The sequence below is a fragment of the Paenibacillus sp. JNUCC32 genome (genome assembly GCF_014863545.1).
Classification (GTDB): domain Bacteria; phylum Bacillota; class Bacilli; order Paenibacillales; family Paenibacillaceae; genus Paenibacillus_AQ; species Paenibacillus_AQ lautus_A.
This window is the reverse complement of sequence record NZ_CP062260.1, coordinates 6,078,125-6,094,897: the sequence shown is the minus strand read 5'-3', so window position 1 is coordinate 6,094,897 and position 16,773 is coordinate 6,078,125. Positions and strand designations below refer to the sequence as shown.

The following is a 16,773-nucleotide window of genomic DNA, read 5'->3' as shown; positions in this document are numbered from 1 at the left end:
AAGCAAGAGTTACATAGACTCCTGACAGCTGTTTAGTCAGCAAGTCAGCAGGGTAATGATTTAGGGTTTGGCAAAATATTGCATGATCCCGCATTTCAACAACAGTAAGCGAGGAAACGAAATGAAATTGTATCCCGAAATGTTCTTGTCTCCATGGCATCTCATCGTCGTTGTTCTGGCCCTGATTGCCTTCATCGGATTGATCAAAGGGGGGTATGACCGAAGAACCGTGCTTCGCAGCACAGGGCTGTCGACGCTGGTTTTCTATTTTATTCTGACGATCCCCATTGGCCTGATCACCCAGGAATCGCTTTACAAAGAAGAAACGATGCTAACCGACCTGGATCAGAACTTTGAGGACAAGAAGGCGGATTCCCAGCTGCAGAGCTTGAAAGACTACGTCGTACTTCACGTTGGAGCGTATAAAAATGAGGATGATGCCGACATCGTCGTCTATGCCGGCAATTATCATGAAAGCCAAGCGTTCAACGGTCATATTACCTTGTTCGTGTACGACAAGAACGATGAGGAAGTCTTTACCGAGATGTACAGGGACATCACCCTCGCCCCCGGCGAGAAGAAAAAGCTGGACACCTCTTTTACCAGCCAGCCCATGGATACCTACAGGTACCGATACGAAACGCACCCCCAAATGTGAAGGGTGCGTTTCTTTCGTTTTCGTATTAGGTTGACAGCCGGTCTCCAGACTCGAACCCTGGCTTATCGTTTTCCGTAAGAGGCTGGTACGGCCCCGGCATCGGCGGAAGATTCTTCGCATCCCGCCCTTTGCGCACATACCGGATTCCCAAATAAAAGAGAGCCGCCACAGGCAGCGACAGCATGGCTATCGCAAGGAGCATGCTGGACATTTGGTAGGAAGGATCGGTCTCGATCTCCGAGAAGTCCAGAAACATAAACGATATAAAAGTAACCAGCGAGAACATAATGATCTGTAACCAGCGCATCCATTTCACCAGGAAGAAGAACAGGATCGCCGACAGCGCAACAAGAAGAATGGGGTACAGCGGCTGTTCCGGGTCCGCGTTACCCAGCTCCGCCTGGCGCGTCAGCCAAAAACCGACGGCGAACTGAACCGGGAAAACCAGCCAAGCAAGCAAACCGGTTCCACGAAAAGCCGATCTTCGCTTTTGCAGCGCTTCTTCGTATTCGAGGAGCTTCATCTCGTATTCCAGCTGATCCAGTTCCTCCTCCGTCAGCTCCCTGTCTTCCTCCTCGTTCTCCTGTACCAGGCGATCCAGATACGGACGGAATTGCCGCTCGATATTCCCGTCAAATTCGGCACGCTCTAAATCCTCGTCCTCGCGAAGCACTGACGCCACCGATTCATCCCCCAGATCTTGGATGATGACGGATGTCAGATATAAAGGAATCCCTCGTCTGCCGACGACCTCCAGCCAGCGGTTCGCCTCCATCGGATCCGTGAAAGGAACGGCCACTGCCCGTTCAGCCGTCCCTTCCCCAGCAACAAGGTACATGATGGGCATTAACTCCGCCATAGGCACCGACTCGGTCATTTTGCTGTTTTTATAGGCATAACTGAATTGAAAAATATATCGCCCGTAATATATTTCCTTTACGTCGCCAATCCGAAGGCTCCCCTTCAAGGAGTCTTTCGTCTCGGGATTCCATCGCTCATATTCAATGTGGTCTTCGTATAACAAATATTCGTCCAGATGCGTATTATTCCAGATATGCCCTTTCAGACTCTTGGATAGCCGAATCACCATAAAGATACCGGCGGGTATACCCGCCAGACTCATCCACGTCCAGACATTGGCCCAGAAGTACAACAGAATCAAAGGCCCCATCGTAAACGCCAGGCCCAGCAAAATGCCCAGCACATGCATTTCGAACGTAAGCACCCAATAAAAAGGCTGCATTTTGGGTTTTCTCTGCTCATGAATCACCAGAGACATTCAGGCAGCGCCTCCTCCTTTATTCTTTCGGTGTTACCCAATCCAACAGATGGAATAAAGACATTGGAAATCATATTATGTATAAAGCCTAATATCAAGCCCTTCATCCTATAGTTATGTTCATTCCTGCCTTCGAACCAAAAAAACCTTCCCCGGCAAGTCGGCCGGGGAAGGACCCTCATCTTACGCTTCGCCTTATTGAGGCGTACGGTTTTGAGCCAGCTTAACCAGCAGATGAGCCAGCTGATGCTGCTCCGCTTGCGTTCCGACCTTCCATAACTCCTGAAGAAGTTTCTCCTCGGAATTGCGGGGCTCCTCGTTAGCGGCGAGGTATCCGGCTACCTTCTCTGCCGCCTGCGCCAGCTGCTCTTCATTCAAGCCAATGCTCTCGGCAAGCTGAATTCGTTTGTTCAAAAAGGATTGAAAGGCATCGAAGTCAGCCAGGATCCGTTCCTTCTCCTTGTCGTCAATCCGGTCCATAGCGTCATCGACCTTACTCACATCCAGCTCACCGTTCTTGTTCACCACATGATTATGTTCAGACATGGTAACGCCTCCTTGTCATTGACTGGGTAACGATCTCTACTTAAACGTGATCCTTCGGATTGAAACAGAGGACTTCCTAAAATTTACCTTGAACTGCCTAGCGGCTCCGACCGCCGCGTCGTCCACCGCTTTGGCCTCTGGCAGCGCGGCCTTCGGAGGATCGGGTTCCGCCTTGTCCGCCGCGGCCGGCGTGATTCCCCCGCCCCTCGGTTCTGGACGGTCCGCGGCTGCTGCCTCGTGCTCCGGCCTGCGGTCCGCGGCCCTCGCCTGCACGACCGCCTTCACGCGCGCCGCTGCCTCGGCCTCCGGCCGCCGATGGTCCTCGACCCTCTCCGGTACGGCCTCCTGTCCGGCCCGAATCGCGGTCATCCCTACGCGATGATCCTGCCCTTCCTCTGCCCTGCTCGTTACCGCGGCTACGCCCGGAACCCGTGCCCCGATCGGCACGGCTTCTGCCTTGACCACGTTCATTATCGGATTCAAGTGACGAGACATTTCTTGCTTTCTTCGGTCGGCCCGTATCCCTGCCCGAGCCGCCAGAGCTTTCCCGAAGGCTTCCGGCGGCAGAGTCATAGCGTACTCGCTTCAACCGCTGGGAGATCCCTTCTTCGATGCGCTGCAGATCATTAAGGTCTTTTCCGGCCGCAAACGTGATGGCCATACCGCTACCCCCCGCCCGTCCGGTCCGGCCGATACGATGGATGTAACTTTCAACATCATGGGGCATATCGTAGTTAAAGACATGGGTAACGCCTTCGACGTCCAGCCCCCTCGCGGCAACATCCGTTGCAACGAGCAGCTGCAGCTTGGCTTCCCGGAATCGCTTCATGACCGCTTCCCGTTTCGCCTGGGACAGATCCCCGTGCAGCTCGTCCGATTGGTAGCCATGGGCCAGCAGGGCCTCGTTCAACGTGGTGGCTCTGCGCTTCGTCCGGCAGAAGATGATCGCGAGGAAGGGATTATGCTCTTCGATCATTGCGCGTAAGGCATCCTGTTTGGAACGGTCCGTACACTCGACCACCACCTGCTGGATCTGCTCCAGCGGGATCGGGGAAGCCCCCTTAATCACGATATCGACAGGTTGATTCATATAATTGCCGGCAAGCTGCTTCACGCCGGCAGGCATCGTCGCCGAGAAGAGCATCGTTTGGCGCCGATACGGAAGCGCATGGATCAGCGCCTCCACTTCATCCAAAAAGCCCATATGCAGCATCTGGTCGGCTTCGTCCAGCACCAGCTGCTTCACGCCGCCAAGCTCTAACGTGCCTCGGCGCAAATGATCCAGCAGCCGGCCCGGCGTGCCGATGATCAATTGGCGTCCGCCTTCAAGCTTGCGCAGCTGTTTCTCCACGTCCTGCCCGCCATAGACCGCCAGAATTTTGATGCCATCCGGCTCTCCTGCCGTCAGCTTCTTGGCTTCTTCCGTAATTTGCAATGCCAATTCCCGTGTCGGCGCAACGATGAGCGCCTGCGGGTACGCCCGCTTGGGATCGATATGCTGCAGAATCGGCAGCATGAAAGCCAGCGTCTTGCCTGTGCCGGTCTTCGCCCGGGCAATGACGTCCTTTCCCTGCAGCAGCAGCGGAATGCTCTCTTGCTGTACCGGAGTCGGTTCCGTAATTCCCTGCTCCTTCAGTTTTCGTACTCTTTGTTCGTCAATGCCCAGCTGTTGAAAGTTCGGCAAACGTTCCACCTCATTTAATTTATTTAGCATCTTATGGTCTCAATCCATTCGATTCAGTAAACAAAACCAACATATTTTCATACATAAATCCCAACAAAAGGCCGATACCATTCGTTCTTAGAAGAACAGGGCGCTTCCCTTATGTGTCCAGTGAATGAAGATATGGTTTGAATCCATTCACTATTTTCGCCAGAAAACTGACAAACGACCCTGACTTTGGTAATGTCAATGATATAGAAATCCAGTATACACCAGCGAGGAGGTGTCCCCGATATGCATATCCTACAGCTCATCCTGACAGCCTTGATCTTGATGATCCTATTCGGCCTTATCAATCTAATGATGAATTATATTTCAAGACGCGACGGGGAGCCCATCGTTCCCTTCCGGAAGAAGCTGTGGCTCATTCCGCTGTTGTCGGCCTTTATCATTATGCCATTGGAGCTCTTTTCCATGCTGTATGCCCAGTGGTTCCCCATGCCCGATCCTTCAAGAGCAGGCGAAACGCTTGCATACGACGGCCAAGGCGTGCTGCTCGGCTTCTCGCTTTTCGTCCTGGTCGGGTTCCTGATCTTCGAAGGTCTCATACATCCATTGGTCATCGCCCTGCTGCGGCTTCTGCTTCGCAAGGATACCTCCATCTATATGAAACAGGCAGTGACGGTCGTGACCGATACGCTGCTGCTGTACATAGCCTCTCTGATCGTGCCCGCCATTCCCGTGGAGGGCTGGCTGCAATCGTTGGTCATCGCCGTATTTTTCCATCTCATAGAGTGGATCCTGATCGGTGTCCAGGCCTGGATGCAGCAACGCAAACGGACAAGAGCCGAATCGGCAGGCTAGAACCTGCCGGATTTGAATATGGCGTACAGCAGCCATGCCACCATCAGCAGGGCTACGATGAATCCGACTTCAATCACCGGGAAGCTCCATATCATCATCGGCTCCCGGCTGAGCGACGATCCGATAATCAGCCCTACCATGATGATGCTGAAAGCCAGAAGCACGATGCTGAAGGACAGCCGGTTACTGATCTGATCCAACTTGCGCATCAGCGTTTTCAGTTCCGGAACGCTGATCTCCACCCGCAGTTTTCCTTTGCTGATCAGGGCCGACAGCTGCCGGGCTTGACCGGGCAGATCGAGCAAACTCTCGGCAAGCCCCGCCACCCCATCCAGCACCTTCCTGCTGATCCGGCGGGTATTGTACCGCTTCTTCAGCAGCTTCCTTCCGAAAGGCTCCGCCATATCGATAATACTCAGGCTCGGGTCCAGCATCTCGATGACCCCTTCCAGGGTCAGCAATGATTTGCCAAGCAGCGTCATATCCGGAGGCAGCATAATCCGGTGCCGCTGGGCAACGGCAAACAGATCGGTCAATGCCTTGCCGATGCGCACTTGAGCAAAAGGCACGTCATAATACTCTTCCCGCAGACGGTCCATATCCGACCGCAGCGCATCCATATCGCAATCGTCCGGAATCAAACCCATTCTGGAAATCGCCCGGATCATCCCTTCCGAATTCCGCCGCATCAATGCAATAATAAGTCCTGACAGATGATCCTTCATATCTTCGCTGAGGTGACCCACCAGCCCGAAATCCAGAAAGACCAGCTTGCCGTCCTCCCTGACGAGCAGGTTCCCCGGATGAGGGTCGGCATGAAAGAAGCCCTCAATAAAAATCTGCTGCAGCATGCCGTCGGTCAGATGCTCGGCGATCGCCTTGAGATCATGCCCCTTGGCCACAATCTCCTGCCTGCGGCTTAAGGTAATACCCTCGGCATACTCCATCATCAACACCTTCGATGACGTATAATCCCAATAAATCCGCGGAATATGGACAAATTCCTGCTCCGTCATCCGGGATGCGATCTTCTCCGCATTCCGGGCTTCATGGCTGTAATCCAGCTCCGCCATCATCGCTCTGGCAAACTCGTCAACGATTCGATCCACGCGGTACTGCTTCACCCATTCCCAATGGCGCTCGGCAATCGAAATTAAATCCCGCAGGATTTCCAAGTCGCGGCCGATCATGCGGGCCACGCCCGGACGCTGCACCTTGATCGCTACAAGCTCTCCGGATTTCAGCCTCCCGGCGTGAACCTGGCCGATTGAGGCGGCAGCCAGCGGCTTGTCCTCAAACTCACTCAACACGTCGTCGATCGGCATGCCCCATTCTTGTTCAATCAGCTCCCGTGCGCTCGCGGAAGGGAACGGAGGCACCCGTTCCTGCAGCTTGACCAATTCCTGGATAATGTGGTCTGGCAGCAGGTCCGATCGGGTACTCGCCAATTGGCCCAGCTTCACAAAGGCAGGCCCCAGATCCTCCAGCACTCGCCGAATGCGTTCCCCAAGCGTAATCGTCTCCGGCTGCTCCTTGGAGCTCCAGCGGACAGGCAGCGACAGAACATGGAACAGTCCCATCTCCTCCACCATATAGCCAAAGCCATGACGCATGAGCGCCATGGCGATTTCCCGGTAACGTCCGGCATGTCGAATTCGGACCGCCATCTATTCCTGCCGCGATCCTTCCAGTTCTACAACCTTCTTCTCCAGAGCGGCAATGCGCTGTTCCAGGCTGGCGACATCGCTCTCTTTGGGAACATCCAGATCGGACAACACGCGCTGCACCTGCTCATAAATATATGACTTGATCTGGGATTGCTCCTCTTCGCCGCGCTCGACGAGGCGGTTCACCAGCGCTTTGGATTCCGCAGGAGCCAGCTCCCCGCGTTTGACCAGATCGTCCACGATTTTCTCTACTTTTTCCTTGCTGACCACGGTAAGGCCCAATCCTAACGAGATGGCTTTCTTAAAAAGATCACTCACGATATATCCCTCCCGGTCGTTGTCTGGTTCCATTATAACCTTTAACGCTGGCAAAAACATCTATCCTTGGACTTGCTTTCTAAGTATCGAGAAGCTCCCTTATCAATGTCCCCTGATTTTCCATGAAATATGAGGGCCAATCGGGTACGACGGCGGGAATGCACTAATGCCACGACAAAAAAGCGAACAGCCGGGTTATATCCCGTGCTGTTCGCTGATACGGCTATCCTACGCAGATGAAGAACGGTTTAATCGTCATCCCGATCATCATCGTAATGATCATCGTGATCATCATGGTCCCAATCATCCTGGTCATCGTGGTCGTCATCATCATGGTCGTCGTATTTCTCGTATTCTGCCTTGATCACTTTGCCGCTGACCGCGTTGATCTCAACCTCGGACGAGCCTTTGGCCGTCTTCACTTCGACGTCATACACCCACCGGCCGTCATCGTGGTCCAGATCAACCTCTACGGCTGTCCCGCTCTTGACGTGTTTGACAGCGATCGCGGATGCCTTGCCGGCACCGATCAGATTCCCCGGAATGCTGTCACGGTCATCATCGTCATCATCCCGATCTACTATGACGCCAAGGGATTTGCCTGTGTAGGCATCAATCCATACATCGACATCCCGGTTGCTCTGCTGAATCTCAACATCGTACACCAGCTTGCCCTTTTTGCGGTCGATGTCAATGCTTTCCACTTTACCGCTGGCAGCCGCGAGTGCCAATTGTTCGGCTTTTTCCATTCCAATGAGCTGCTTCTCCTGTTTGGCTGCCGCCTGGGTTCCTGCCGGCGTTGTCTGTCCTGACCCTGCAGCCTGCACGGCGCTATAGCCGTATACTCCACTTGCCGCGATCGCTACGGACAGTGCGCCTGCCCACCATGTTCTTTTGTTCATCATCTTACGCCTCCTCGAAACTCTCTGTGTGATCTCTACAAACCCAATATACCGTCTCAACATGAGAGCTTTCGGAGAGAAACATTAGAATACGATGAGAAAATGAGAATAGGCCTCTAATCTATTCATCGTCATCCTCGTCATCCCAAGTCACGGTCATGATCTTGCCGGTAATCGCGTGGACCTGAATGGTCGCTTCGCGCCCGTCTTCCCGCTCGATCTCGACCAGATAATAACGGCTGCTCTTGCTCTCGCGATATTCCACGTCTTCCACCGTTCCCGGTACCTTCTCTAAAGAAAGCTTGATCGCGTACTCTTTGGTGATCATCGTTGCAGGCGGCTCCGCAGTTCCGCTTTCACCATCCGCTGATCCCTTCTCGCCATTCTCAGCGGGCTCCGCAGGAGTCGTGCTTGGATTGTCGGTCGGCTGCTTGGTTTCGCCGGGCTCCGGCTCTGGCTTCGCTGGCGCTTTGTCCAGCTGCTTGATGGACACGATATCGCCTTGACGGGCATCCACCGTCATCTCATACCTTCCGGAATTGGACTCCAGCTCCATCCGGTACATCTCCCCATCCAGCGTTGCTTTTGTAATCTCACCGTCCGGATATTGTTTCAATACTCCGCTTACGGCTTCCTCCTGCGACATCGCCTCCGTCGAACGGGTAAACGGACTCCATACCGCATTCACGATGATCATGAAGGCCACCACGATAATGACGCCCAGCAGCACACTCACTTTTTTACGCATTGAATCACCTCGCAACCCATTCGGTCTATACCGTCAGTATAGCGCAGCATGGTTAGAATTCGATGAGAAAACGGTGGGCTGCTGACGTTTATTTCGATTCTTGGAGCCGAATGGTGGCCGTTGTGCCCACGCTGGGCAGGCTTTCCAGCTCCAGCTCAGCAGAGATGGCCTCCGCGATATCCTTGGCCAAGGACAATCCAAGGCCGGCTCCCCCGCCCCGGCGGGTACGAGCTTCGTCCACCCGGTAGAAACGGTCGAAGACGTGCTCCAGCTCCTCTTTGGCAATGCCGATTCCGCGGTCGATGACCCGGATATATACCTCCGACGGCTTTCTGCCCAACTGGATGACGATATGTTCGTCACTGTATTTGCGTGCATTATCCAGCAGAATGAACAAGAGCTGCTTGAGCCTGCGGCTGTCCGTCCAGCCCAGAACCTCGCCGTCGGCTTCAACCTCGACCGTGCGGTTATAGGCATCGCGAAATGCGCGAGCGGAAGACTCCGATAATGCTGCGAGATCCACCTGCTCCATCTCGACCTGCCATTGGTCCTGGTTGCGGGCAAGCAGCAGCAGCTGCTCCGTCATCTCCTTCATCCGGATCGCTTCCGAATGGATCGCATCGACGGACTCCATGAACAGCTCCGGCCGATCCAGGCCTCGCCGCTTCAACAAACTGGCGTAACTCTCGATGATGGTGAGCGGTGTTTTTAACTCATGGGAAGCGTTGGACACGAATTGTTCCTGCCTCGCATGGTTGCTCTCCAGCAGCGTGATCATGTCATTGAAGGCAGCCCCCATCTCCACCAGCTCATCCTTGGATGTTTCCTTCAGCTCGATCCGACGGAACCGTCCGCTCTGCCGAATCTCCCGCATCGTACGGATTAAGGCCGTAATCGGCTGCACGATTAAACGCCCCAATATCCGCGTCGAAATGATGACCGGAACCAATGCGATCGCGGTTACGGCCACCAGCACAATGCGCAGCACCTGCAGCGTCTCCATCGTAGCGGCAAGGCTGCGGGAAATTTGGATGTTGTATACCGCCCCGTCGCTCCAAATGACAGGCAGGGACACCAGCACATAACGCATTCCTTCATATCGGATCTGCTCGACCTGCTTATTGGCGTTATAAGGCAGCTTCAGCTCATCCATATCCTCGCCGGAGGAGGTCACGTAAGGAGACTTGGCCTTGCTGTCAGCCGGGACGAATTGAATCTTTCCGTCAGCCGGGACATAACTTCGCAGCAGATCGTCAATGGGAATGGTCGCGGCAGAATGCGCAATGCTTCTGACGATGCTTCCCGCCTCGGCTTCCGCCTGCTCCAGCTGGCTGTCCACCGTCATTTTGCTGAACACGTAATACACGGATAAATTCATGACAATCAGGATGGCGGCCATCAGCACCGACGAATAGAGATGGATTTTGCTGCTCAGCTTCATAGGGTTTCTTTCAGCACGTAGCCGACGCCGCGAACGGTGTGGATGAGCTCTTGCGTGCCGCCATGATCGATTTTCTTGCGGACGTAACGTATGTATACATCAACGACGTTGGTATCGCCGTAATAATCGTACCCCCACACGGCAGCAAGAATCTGCTCGCGGTTCAGCACCTGCCGCTTGTTCTTCAGCAAATAGACGAGCAAGTCAAATTCACGCGGCGTCAGATCGATCCTTCTGCCGTCGCGAATCACTTCCCGCGTGCCTTCATTCAATTTCAAATCCGCGGCCGTAAGCCACTCCCCAGCCGGTTCTTCTTCCGGATGAGGCTTTCCCTGAAGCCGTAATGCAGCACGAATCCGCGCCAGCAGCTCTTCGATCTGAAACGGCTTCGTAATATAATCATTGGCTCCAAGATCCAGCCCCGATACCTTATCTTCAACGGAGCTCTTCGCCGTAAGCAGCAGCACGGCCGTATGGGAATCATGGGCACGAATCCGCCGCAGCAGCTCAATGCCGCTCATACCCGGAAGCATGACATCCAGCAGAATGAGATCCACCTCCTGGCTGCGGTATGCCTCAAGCGCATCCAGCCCGTTATCCGCCTTCGTGACCTGGTATCCTTCACTCTCCAGCTCGATTTCAAGCAAACGGGATATTTTCGCTTCATCCTCAACAATTAGTATCTTCCCGCTCACGCGCGTCCCTCCTGCCCGATCATTTCGAAATGCCTTAACCCGGAACGCGCGCCGCCCACTTGGCCGCTTGCGTAATCATTAAACGCAGCTGAGGCTGGAGAAAGGACGGCTCATGATGGCCCGGCATCAAGAAGACCACGCGTCCAATGCCATACGTATGGCACCAGGCGGCAGGCCACTGCTTGCCTTCGTACTCATAATGCAGCAGCACGGTTTTTTCCGTGAACGGACTGAATACGAACCGGTAAGGCTCCTCGTCCAGCACAAACGGCTCAACGCCCTCCGTAATATCGTGATCGGTCTCCCCCGGAACGAAATACAGCTTCTCCATCGGCGGGTGCCCGTCAAAACGGGCGCCAATCAGCTGCGCCAGCTCATAACGGTTTGCCAAGGTAACGCCATTATGAATCACGAGCAAGCCGCCGCCTCCGCTAACGTAGGACAGCAGGCCTGCGGTCTGCCGTGGCGAAACCCGCTCGTCCCACAAGTCGCTATAGGCGATGCACAGCTCGTAAGGGTAGAGATTGCTTTCATGAAGCATTTTATGGTTTTCCGTGCACTGCACGGTGAACATGTCGTTCAGCAGATGCGTGATCTGTTTGTCTATGCCTTGCAGCGGATGAAACTTCGGGTGCGTGTAGCTGCCGAGCAGCAATGCTTTTCTCTTATCCATCGGTCATCCTCCTATTTACTACTCAATATTTCACATGAACCTGAGGAACATGCATCGACGTGCTGGAATGGATCGAAATCCTTAGCTTCGTTACGTTATATCATGACATTATTCTTGATTTTGAGCAAAATAACGGCCAAGCGCCACCATCATGCTGCCCATTCGCTCTTCCTCGGGAACCACCATGCGTTCAATGCCTTCCTCGCGGAGTCCCTGAGCCGTCACCTTGCCGACAGCCGCCGCCACGACCGGTCCGCGGAACGCCTCCAGCACGGCTTCCAGCTTGCCATGGGCACGAGCATAATCCGCAAGAAAACGAAACTGTGGCGCACTTGTAAAAGCAACCGCATGAACCTTGCCGCCAACGATTTCGTCAACGAGCAGGGAAATATCCTCCTCCAGCGGCGGAATGTGCTTATAAGGCAGAATCTGCTGCACCTCCGCTCCCCGTTGCTGAAGCCAATTGACCAGCTTAGGCGCAGACTCGCCATGCAGCTGCAGAATGACGCGTTGACCCGACAAGTCATGCGGCGCAAGCGACCGGATCAGTCCGGACGTGCTGCCGTCATCGTCTCTGACGACCGGTGCCAAACCGCGTTTTTTCAGAGCATTCGCGGTCTTGTACCCTCTTGCCGCAATCGAGGTGTCTTGAAGCGTTTCATTCAATGTATCCAACAGGCCCATCTGCTCGGCCGTATCGTAAATGGCCTCCAGGCCGATTCCCGTCGTAAAGATCGCCCACGGCGCAGGCGCCTCGAGCCAAGCTTCGATGGAACGCCGGAGCACTTCATCATCCAAAAATACCGTCCCCTGCGCCGGGCGAAGCACCGCCGTGCCTCCCATCTTCTCCACCAGCTTGGCCATGTCCGCCGCTTTGCGCGGGCCTGCCAAGGCTACAACCCGATCTTTCATATGCTGTGCCATGATATATGCCTCACTCTCTTAAATTCTAGCTTGTGCAACCTTCATGCCGTATAGCTTCTAGCAGCTGACTCCAGTATAAAGGCCATGATCCCATAGATAAAGCCACTAAGGTCTTATTCTTCCAAAAAGCCCCCCTTTCCTGCCGCATGCAAAAAAGCAGCAAAGGAATAGGCGTTCCTCTGCTGCTCCACTTATATATTTCAGTGGATGAAAAAAAGAGGCACCCATTTATGCGGGTGCCTCTTTTGGCCGGCGACCATGGATCGCCGTCTATATAAAGGCCTTCCATCCTGCACAGCGGAAACAGGATGGCGGGCTCTTATATGCTTGCATGGTGTTACTTCGGCTGACCGGCCGGGATGAAACCGCTCAGGTCTACGCCAAGCCCTGCGGCAAGTCTTGCGCCATATTCGGCGTCTGCACGGTAAAAATTGCATACGGCACGGAGCTGGATGTCGGATTTGACCTGGCTCAGGTCATCAACCAGATTGCGGAGCAGATGATCCTTCTGCTGCTCCGTAAACGAACGGTACAATTCGCCGGCTTGGGTGAAGTCATCCGTTTTCTCGATGCGCTGGCGAACGACATGACCGCTCAGCGGAGCTTCGCTCTCATTCACGGACGGATCTTCCACAGGGCCCGTTGTATAGCTGTTCGGTTCATAGTTCACCGGCGACGGATCTTGATTCACGTTCATCAAGCCGTCGCGTTGATGATTGCGCACAGGGGCATACGGGCAGTTGATCGGGATCTGCAAATAATTGGCGCCAAGACGATGACGCTGCGTATCCGGGTAAGAGAATAACCGGCCCTGCAGCAATTTATCCTCGGACGGCTCAATGCCAGGCACCAATACGCTTGGGGAGAAAGCCGCCTGCTCCACCTCGGCGAAGAAATTCTGCGGGTTACGGTTCAGGGTCATCGTACCCACGGTTATGAACGGGAAGCGATCCTCCGGCCAAGTCTTGGTCGGATCCAGGGGATCAAAGGACAAATCATCCATTTCTTCCGGAGACATCAGCTGCACCTGCAGGCGCCATTTCGGGAAATTCCCGTTAGCGATGTGTTCGCGAAGATCACGGGTGGCATGATTGAAGTCCTTGCCCTGCACCGCTCCCACTTCGTCTGCATTCAGCGTGTTGATGCCTTGCACGGATTCCCATTTGTATTTAATGTAGGTCACTTTGCCTTCGCTGTTCACCCACTTGAACGCATGGACGCTAAAGCCGTCCAACTCGCGATAGTTTGCCGGCGTGCCATGATCCGAGAACAGCCAGGTCATCATATGGGTGGATTCCGGAGACAGCGTCATGAAATCCCAATACCGGCCTGGCTCTTGAATGTTGCTCTCCGGCGAAGGCTTCAAGGAATGCACCATATCGGGGAATTTGATCGCATCCCGAATGAAGAAGACCGGAAGATGATTGCCTACAATGTCATAGTTCCCTTCCTCCGTATAGAACTTCACGGCGAATCCGCGCGGATCGCGTGCCGTTTCGGGCGACCCGGTTCCATGGATAACCGTGGAGAACCGGACGAACACGGGGGTTTCCTGACCGATTTCCTGCAGGAATGCCGCTTTGGTGTACGGCTTCATGTCATGCTCGACCACAAATACGCCGTGGGCACCTGCTCCGCGTGCATGAACGACGCGCTCCGGAATCCGTTCACGGTCGAAGTGGGCGATTTTTTCGATCAGATGATAATCCTCAAGCAGTGTCGGCCCGCGGCGGCCCGCCGTTTTGGAATTTTGGTTATCTCCTACGGGAGCACCTTGGTTGGTTGTCAATCTATCCATCTATGAACCCTCCATCATTTCTATAATTGATTTTAGACTGAATCTAAATTTATGAAATGATTGTATCATCGGAGGTTCCCTCGGATCATGATTGTCGCGTGAGCGTTATGTGACCCTTCCATGAGCCTTATATGAAGTTCGGATGAATCATTGCGACAATCGCGAATGAACAAAAAAAAAGGAGGGGATTAATCCGCCAGGCGGTATCCCACTCCTCTAACCGTTGCGATATAGCGCGGGGCACCCGCGTTGTCGTTCAGCTTCTTGCGCAAGCTTTTGATGTGGACATCCACCACGTTGCTCCCGCCCATAAAATCGGTATCCCAAATTTTGCACATCAGGTCCTCACGCGTGCATACGGCCCCTTCGCTGTCCAGCAGCAGCATCAGCAGATGATACTCCGTCTTGGTCAAGTGAATCGGGGTGCTGCCCCGGTGGATGGTCATTTTATCCCGGTCGATCGATAAATCTTTATAGATCAGTCCCCGCATGACCTCTTCTCCACCCGACAAACCCGCTGCCGGGGAGAACAAGCGAATCGTCCGCTGCACCTGATACATCATCGTATCTTTGGAACGGGCCGGCCATACCATCAGCTCTTCATCCAACAGGCTTGATCCTGCATTGCTCATGAGCTCCTCGCCTACAAGATACAGGATCGGAATCGTGGTATGTTCCGGCAGCAGAAGCTCCTTCTCCTTGTTGAACGCCGCCATATTCCGGCAGCCCGTCATGTCGGCGATAATGAGTCCCGTGTTAAGGGCAGACTGCAGACGCGGTTCCCATTTACGGAACATCATGACCTCGAAGCAGTTCTCCGTCAAGGTTATGAACATTTCGTTCACGCGCCCCGGAGACCGGCTGATCAATGCGGCCCGCAGCGTGGTGGGACAAGCATCTCCAATCGCCATCGGCGTCGTGGGACGCACATACAGATTGCCGGATTGGAAATCCGGAAAAGCATAGACTTTCCCGAGCTCCGTCATTTCTTCCGTTTGATTTGACATTCTGGACACACCCCCCCGAATACAACGTGAGCATGATGGATAACGTAGTTGGTTTCACCGGCTACCGTAGCAGCCCAATCCTCTGGCACCTCCGTCATGACCTCGTCCACTTTGCCGCAGACTTCACAGATAATATGCTGGTGCTCGTCGGTACGGGCATCGTATCGACTCGCGCTCTCGCCCAGCTTCAATTCCCGGATCAGTTGTTTATCCGTCAAGTAACGCAGGGAATTATAAACGGTCCCGTACGCGAGATTATATCCTTTCTCCACCAGCCGGTTCATGATATCCGCAGCAGTCGGATGATCATGCGATTCCCGAAGGACATCGTACACCGCTTGGCGTTGCGTCGTCAGATTTAAAGATTTCAAGGTATTCACCCTTTTAATTTATTTTTAGATCAAGTATAAATCTTATTCGCCTCAAGGTCAACATCCCGCACCAAAAACGCTGCTGGTAATCTTTAAGATTTCTTTAGATTCAATTAAAAATTACTTTAGTTTGTCTGGCTAGACTTAGAACATACCTAAATGAGACGCATAACCAGTCAAAGGAGACGATAGAGCGCCATGGAATCCATAACCAAGCATCCCCGCAAGGCACCTCCAGCCCCTGAAACATCCCGGCAGCAAACCGGCACGCTTCGGCATCAACGTGCGAACCACCGCAAGGGACGCGCGAAATTAAGCCTGTTGCTGCTGCTGTTCGGCGTCATTCTGATAGCCGTGTTCATAGCGAGGGTATTTATACCCCCTCCCATCAAAGCGAGCTCGGCCATCCTGATTCATGCGGATACGGGCCGCGTGCTCTATGCGATGCATGCCGATCTCCCCCTTCCTCCCGCAAGCATGTCCAAGATGATGACCGAGCTGCTGGTGCTGGATGCTGTTCGTTCCGGGCAGCATGCCTGGGACGAGAACGTACCGGTCAGCCGATATGCCGCAGAGGTACCCGGTTCGGCCATCGGCATGCATGAAGGCGAACGTTACACGCTGAAGCAGCTGTTCGAAGCACTCATCATCCATTCGGCCAATGATGCGGCCGTTGCTATTGCGGAGCACCTCGGCGGGTCGGAGGCCCGATTCGTGGAGACCATGAATGCCCGGGCGAAGGAAATCGGCCTCTCTGACCGCACCGTATTCGCCAACGCTTCCGGTTTGCCTGCGGCCGACCTGGTTCCTTTTGCCGAGGCGGCCTCCGAAGGGGACACCGTCATGACGGCCCGGGACTCAGCCATGCTCGCCAGATGGCTGGTGAACAAACACCCGGATCTGCTTGAGGTAACCAGCCAGCGGGATTTGCCCGTCCCGCAGAAGGAACTCTCCCTGCACACCACGAATCTCATGCTGCCCGGCGAGCCGCATGCTTACCAAGGCAATGACGGCTTTAAGACCGGGTATACGGCCTCGGCCGGTTATTGCTTCACGGGAACCGCGTCACGGGGCGGAAACCGGCTGATTTCCGTCGTGATGGGAACCGGGGACGCCGATCAGCGGTTTACGGAAACCCGGAAGCTGATGGATTACGGATTCGATCGCCAAGGCATCCTTTCGAATCTCGTATCCGGCCTTTTTAAATAGCTATTGTGCA

Annotated in this window: 17 protein-coding genes; 3 read left to right on the top strand and 14 right to left on the bottom strand. The window is 54.2% G+C overall.

What is annotated here, in order from left to right:
• Window positions 1–121: 121 nt before the first annotated feature.
• Window positions 122–658 (top strand): hypothetical protein, encoded by a 537-nt coding sequence (locus JNUCC32_RS26935; protein WP_096775821.1) that lies wholly within the window; start codon window positions 122–124, stop codon window positions 656–658.
• Between the two features lie 25 nt (window positions 659–683).
• Here JNUCC32_RS26935 and JNUCC32_RS26930 read toward each other — a convergent pair whose 3' ends face one another.
• The 3 genes from JNUCC32_RS26930 to JNUCC32_RS26920 form a co-directional block, all read right to left on the bottom strand.
• On the bottom strand, window positions 684–1,937 hold the full coding sequence (locus JNUCC32_RS26930) for a hypothetical protein (protein WP_192570369.1): 1,254 nt from the start codon (window positions 1,935–1,937) through the stop codon (window positions 684–686).
• A gap of 195 nt (window positions 1,938–2,132) precedes the next feature.
• Window positions 2,133–2,483 (bottom strand): DUF3243 domain-containing protein, encoded by a 351-nt coding sequence (locus JNUCC32_RS26925; protein WP_192570368.1) that lies wholly within the window; start codon window positions 2,481–2,483, stop codon window positions 2,133–2,135.
• Between the two features lie 97 nt (window positions 2,484–2,580).
• Window positions 2,581–4,197: a DEAD/DEAH box helicase gene (locus tag JNUCC32_RS26920; RefSeq protein WP_192570367.1), complete on the bottom strand. Its 1,617-nt coding sequence runs from the start codon at window positions 4,195–4,197 to the stop codon at window positions 2,581–2,583.
• A 243-nt stretch (window positions 4,198–4,440) separates the two neighbouring features.
• On the opposite strand from JNUCC32_RS26920, the gene JNUCC32_RS26915 reads away from it, so the two are divergent.
• Entirely contained in the window at window positions 4,441–5,010 is a 570-nt protein-coding gene (locus tag JNUCC32_RS26915; RefSeq protein ID WP_192570366.1) for a hypothetical protein, read from the top strand.
• On the opposite strand, the gene JNUCC32_RS26910 is transcribed toward JNUCC32_RS26915, so the two are convergent.
• The 11 genes from JNUCC32_RS26910 to JNUCC32_RS26860 all read right to left on the bottom strand — a co-directional run bounded on the left by JNUCC32_RS26910 (window position 5,007) and on the right by JNUCC32_RS26860 (window position 15,554).
• On the bottom strand, window positions 5,007–6,677 hold the full coding sequence (locus JNUCC32_RS26910) for an ABC1 kinase family protein (protein WP_096775818.1): 1,671 nt from the start codon (window positions 6,675–6,677) through the stop codon (window positions 5,007–5,009). The genes JNUCC32_RS26915 and JNUCC32_RS26910 overlap by 4 nt on opposite strands.
• On the bottom strand, window positions 6,678–6,995 hold the full coding sequence (locus JNUCC32_RS26905; protein WP_009590344.1) for a phasin family protein: 318 nt from the start codon (window positions 6,993–6,995) through the stop codon (window positions 6,678–6,680). It lies immediately after the preceding gene.
• Window positions 6,996–7,243: 248 nt separating this feature from the next.
• A complete protein-coding gene (locus tag JNUCC32_RS26900) occupies window positions 7,244–7,900 on the bottom strand; it encodes a PepSY domain-containing protein (RefSeq protein ID WP_228468831.1) in 657 nt (218 codons plus the stop codon).
• 118 nt (window positions 7,901–8,018) lie between these two features.
• The gene (locus JNUCC32_RS26895) at window positions 8,019–8,645 is read right to left on the bottom strand and encodes a PepSY domain-containing protein (RefSeq protein WP_192570365.1); all 627 of its coding nucleotides are present in this window, start codon (window positions 8,643–8,645) and stop codon (window positions 8,019–8,021) included.
• A gap of 88 nt (window positions 8,646–8,733) precedes the next feature.
• Window positions 8,734–10,086 (bottom strand): sensor histidine kinase, encoded by a 1,353-nt coding sequence (locus JNUCC32_RS26890; protein WP_192570364.1) that lies wholly within the window; start codon window positions 10,084–10,086, stop codon window positions 8,734–8,736.
• Window positions 10,083–10,781 (bottom strand): response regulator transcription factor, encoded by a 699-nt coding sequence (locus tag JNUCC32_RS26885; protein WP_096775815.1) that lies wholly within the window; start codon window positions 10,779–10,781, stop codon window positions 10,083–10,085. Before JNUCC32_RS26885 ends, JNUCC32_RS26890 begins: the two co-directional genes overlap by 4 nt.
• 34 nt (window positions 10,782–10,815) lie before the next feature.
• Window positions 10,816–11,454 carry a ThuA domain-containing protein gene (locus JNUCC32_RS26880; protein WP_009590348.1) on the bottom strand — a complete coding sequence of 213 codons (639 nt, stop codon included), beginning with the start codon at window positions 11,452–11,454 and terminating at the stop codon, window positions 10,816–10,818.
• Between the two features lie 108 nt (window positions 11,455–11,562).
• Window positions 11,563–12,378 (bottom strand): uroporphyrinogen-III synthase, encoded by an 816-nt coding sequence (locus JNUCC32_RS26875; RefSeq protein WP_192570363.1) that lies wholly within the window; start codon window positions 12,376–12,378, stop codon window positions 11,563–11,565.
• 337 nt (window positions 12,379–12,715) lie between these two features.
• Window positions 12,716–14,176, bottom strand: coding sequence for a catalase (locus tag JNUCC32_RS26870; RefSeq protein WP_192570362.1), 1,461 nt, complete (start codon window positions 14,174–14,176; stop codon window positions 12,716–12,718).
• A 188-nt stretch (window positions 14,177–14,364) separates the two neighbouring features.
• The gene (locus JNUCC32_RS26865) at window positions 14,365–15,183 is read right to left on the bottom strand and encodes a winged helix-turn-helix domain-containing protein (RefSeq protein ID WP_009590363.1); all 819 of its coding nucleotides are present in this window, start codon (window positions 15,181–15,183) and stop codon (window positions 14,365–14,367) included.
• Window positions 15,159–15,554: a Fur family transcriptional regulator gene (locus tag JNUCC32_RS26860; RefSeq protein ID WP_009590342.1), complete on the bottom strand. Its 396-nt coding sequence runs from the start codon at window positions 15,552–15,554 to the stop codon at window positions 15,159–15,161. Before JNUCC32_RS26860 ends, JNUCC32_RS26865 begins: the two co-directional genes overlap by 25 nt.
• 198 nt (window positions 15,555–15,752) lie before the next feature.
• Here JNUCC32_RS26860 and JNUCC32_RS26855 point away from each other — a divergent pair, with 198 nt between their 5' ends.
• Window positions 15,753–16,763 carry a D-alanyl-D-alanine carboxypeptidase family protein gene (locus JNUCC32_RS26855; protein WP_192570361.1) on the top strand — a complete coding sequence of 337 codons (1,011 nt, stop codon included), beginning with the start codon at window positions 15,753–15,755 and terminating at the stop codon, window positions 16,761–16,763.
• Window positions 16,764–16,773 lie beyond the last annotated feature (10 nt).

Bases quoted from the DNA above. Each gene is read 5' to 3' on its own strand.
- JNUCC32_RS26935 (WP_096775821.1), top strand. From the start codon at position 122: ATGAAATTGTATCCCGAAATGTTCTTGTCTCCATGGCATCTCATCGTC.
- JNUCC32_RS26930 (WP_192570369.1), bottom strand. From the start codon at position 1,937: ATGTCTCTGGTGATTCATGAGCAGAGAAAACCCAAAATGCAGCCTTTT.
- JNUCC32_RS26925 (WP_192570368.1), bottom strand. From the start codon at position 2,483: ATGTCTGAACATAATCATGTGGTGAACAAGAACGGTGAGCTGGATGTG.
- JNUCC32_RS26920 (WP_192570367.1), bottom strand. From the start codon at position 4,197: ATGCTAAATAAATTAAATGAGGTGGAACGTTTGCCGAACTTTCAACAG.
- JNUCC32_RS26915 (WP_192570366.1), top strand. From the start codon at position 4,441: ATGCATATCCTACAGCTCATCCTGACAGCCTTGATCTTGATGATCCTA.
- JNUCC32_RS26910 (WP_096775818.1), bottom strand. From the start codon at position 6,677: ATGGCGGTCCGAATTCGACATGCCGGACGTTACCGGGAAATCGCCATG.
- JNUCC32_RS26900 (WP_228468831.1), bottom strand. From the start codon at position 7,900: ATGATGAACAAAAGAACATGGTGGGCAGGCGCACTGTCCGTAGCGATC.
- JNUCC32_RS26895 (WP_192570365.1), bottom strand. From the start codon at position 8,645: ATGCGTAAAAAAGTGAGTGTGCTGCTGGGCGTCATTATCGTGGTGGCC.
- JNUCC32_RS26890 (WP_192570364.1), bottom strand. From the start codon at position 10,086: ATGAAGCTGAGCAGCAAAATCCATCTCTATTCGTCGGTGCTGATGGCC.
- JNUCC32_RS26880 (WP_009590348.1), bottom strand. From the start codon at position 11,454: ATGGATAAGAGAAAAGCATTGCTGCTCGGCAGCTACACGCACCCGAAG.
- JNUCC32_RS26875 (WP_192570363.1), bottom strand. From the start codon at position 12,378: ATGGCACAGCATATGAAAGATCGGGTTGTAGCCTTGGCAGGCCCGCGC.
- JNUCC32_RS26870 (WP_192570362.1), bottom strand. From the start codon at position 14,176: ATGGATAGATTGACAACCAACCAAGGTGCTCCCGTAGGAGATAACCAA.
- JNUCC32_RS26865 (WP_009590363.1), bottom strand. From the start codon at position 15,183: ATGTCAAATCAAACGGAAGAAATGACGGAGCTCGGGAAAGTCTATGCT.
- JNUCC32_RS26855 (WP_192570361.1), top strand. From the start codon at position 15,753: ATGGAATCCATAACCAAGCATCCCCGCAAGGCACCTCCAGCCCCTGAA.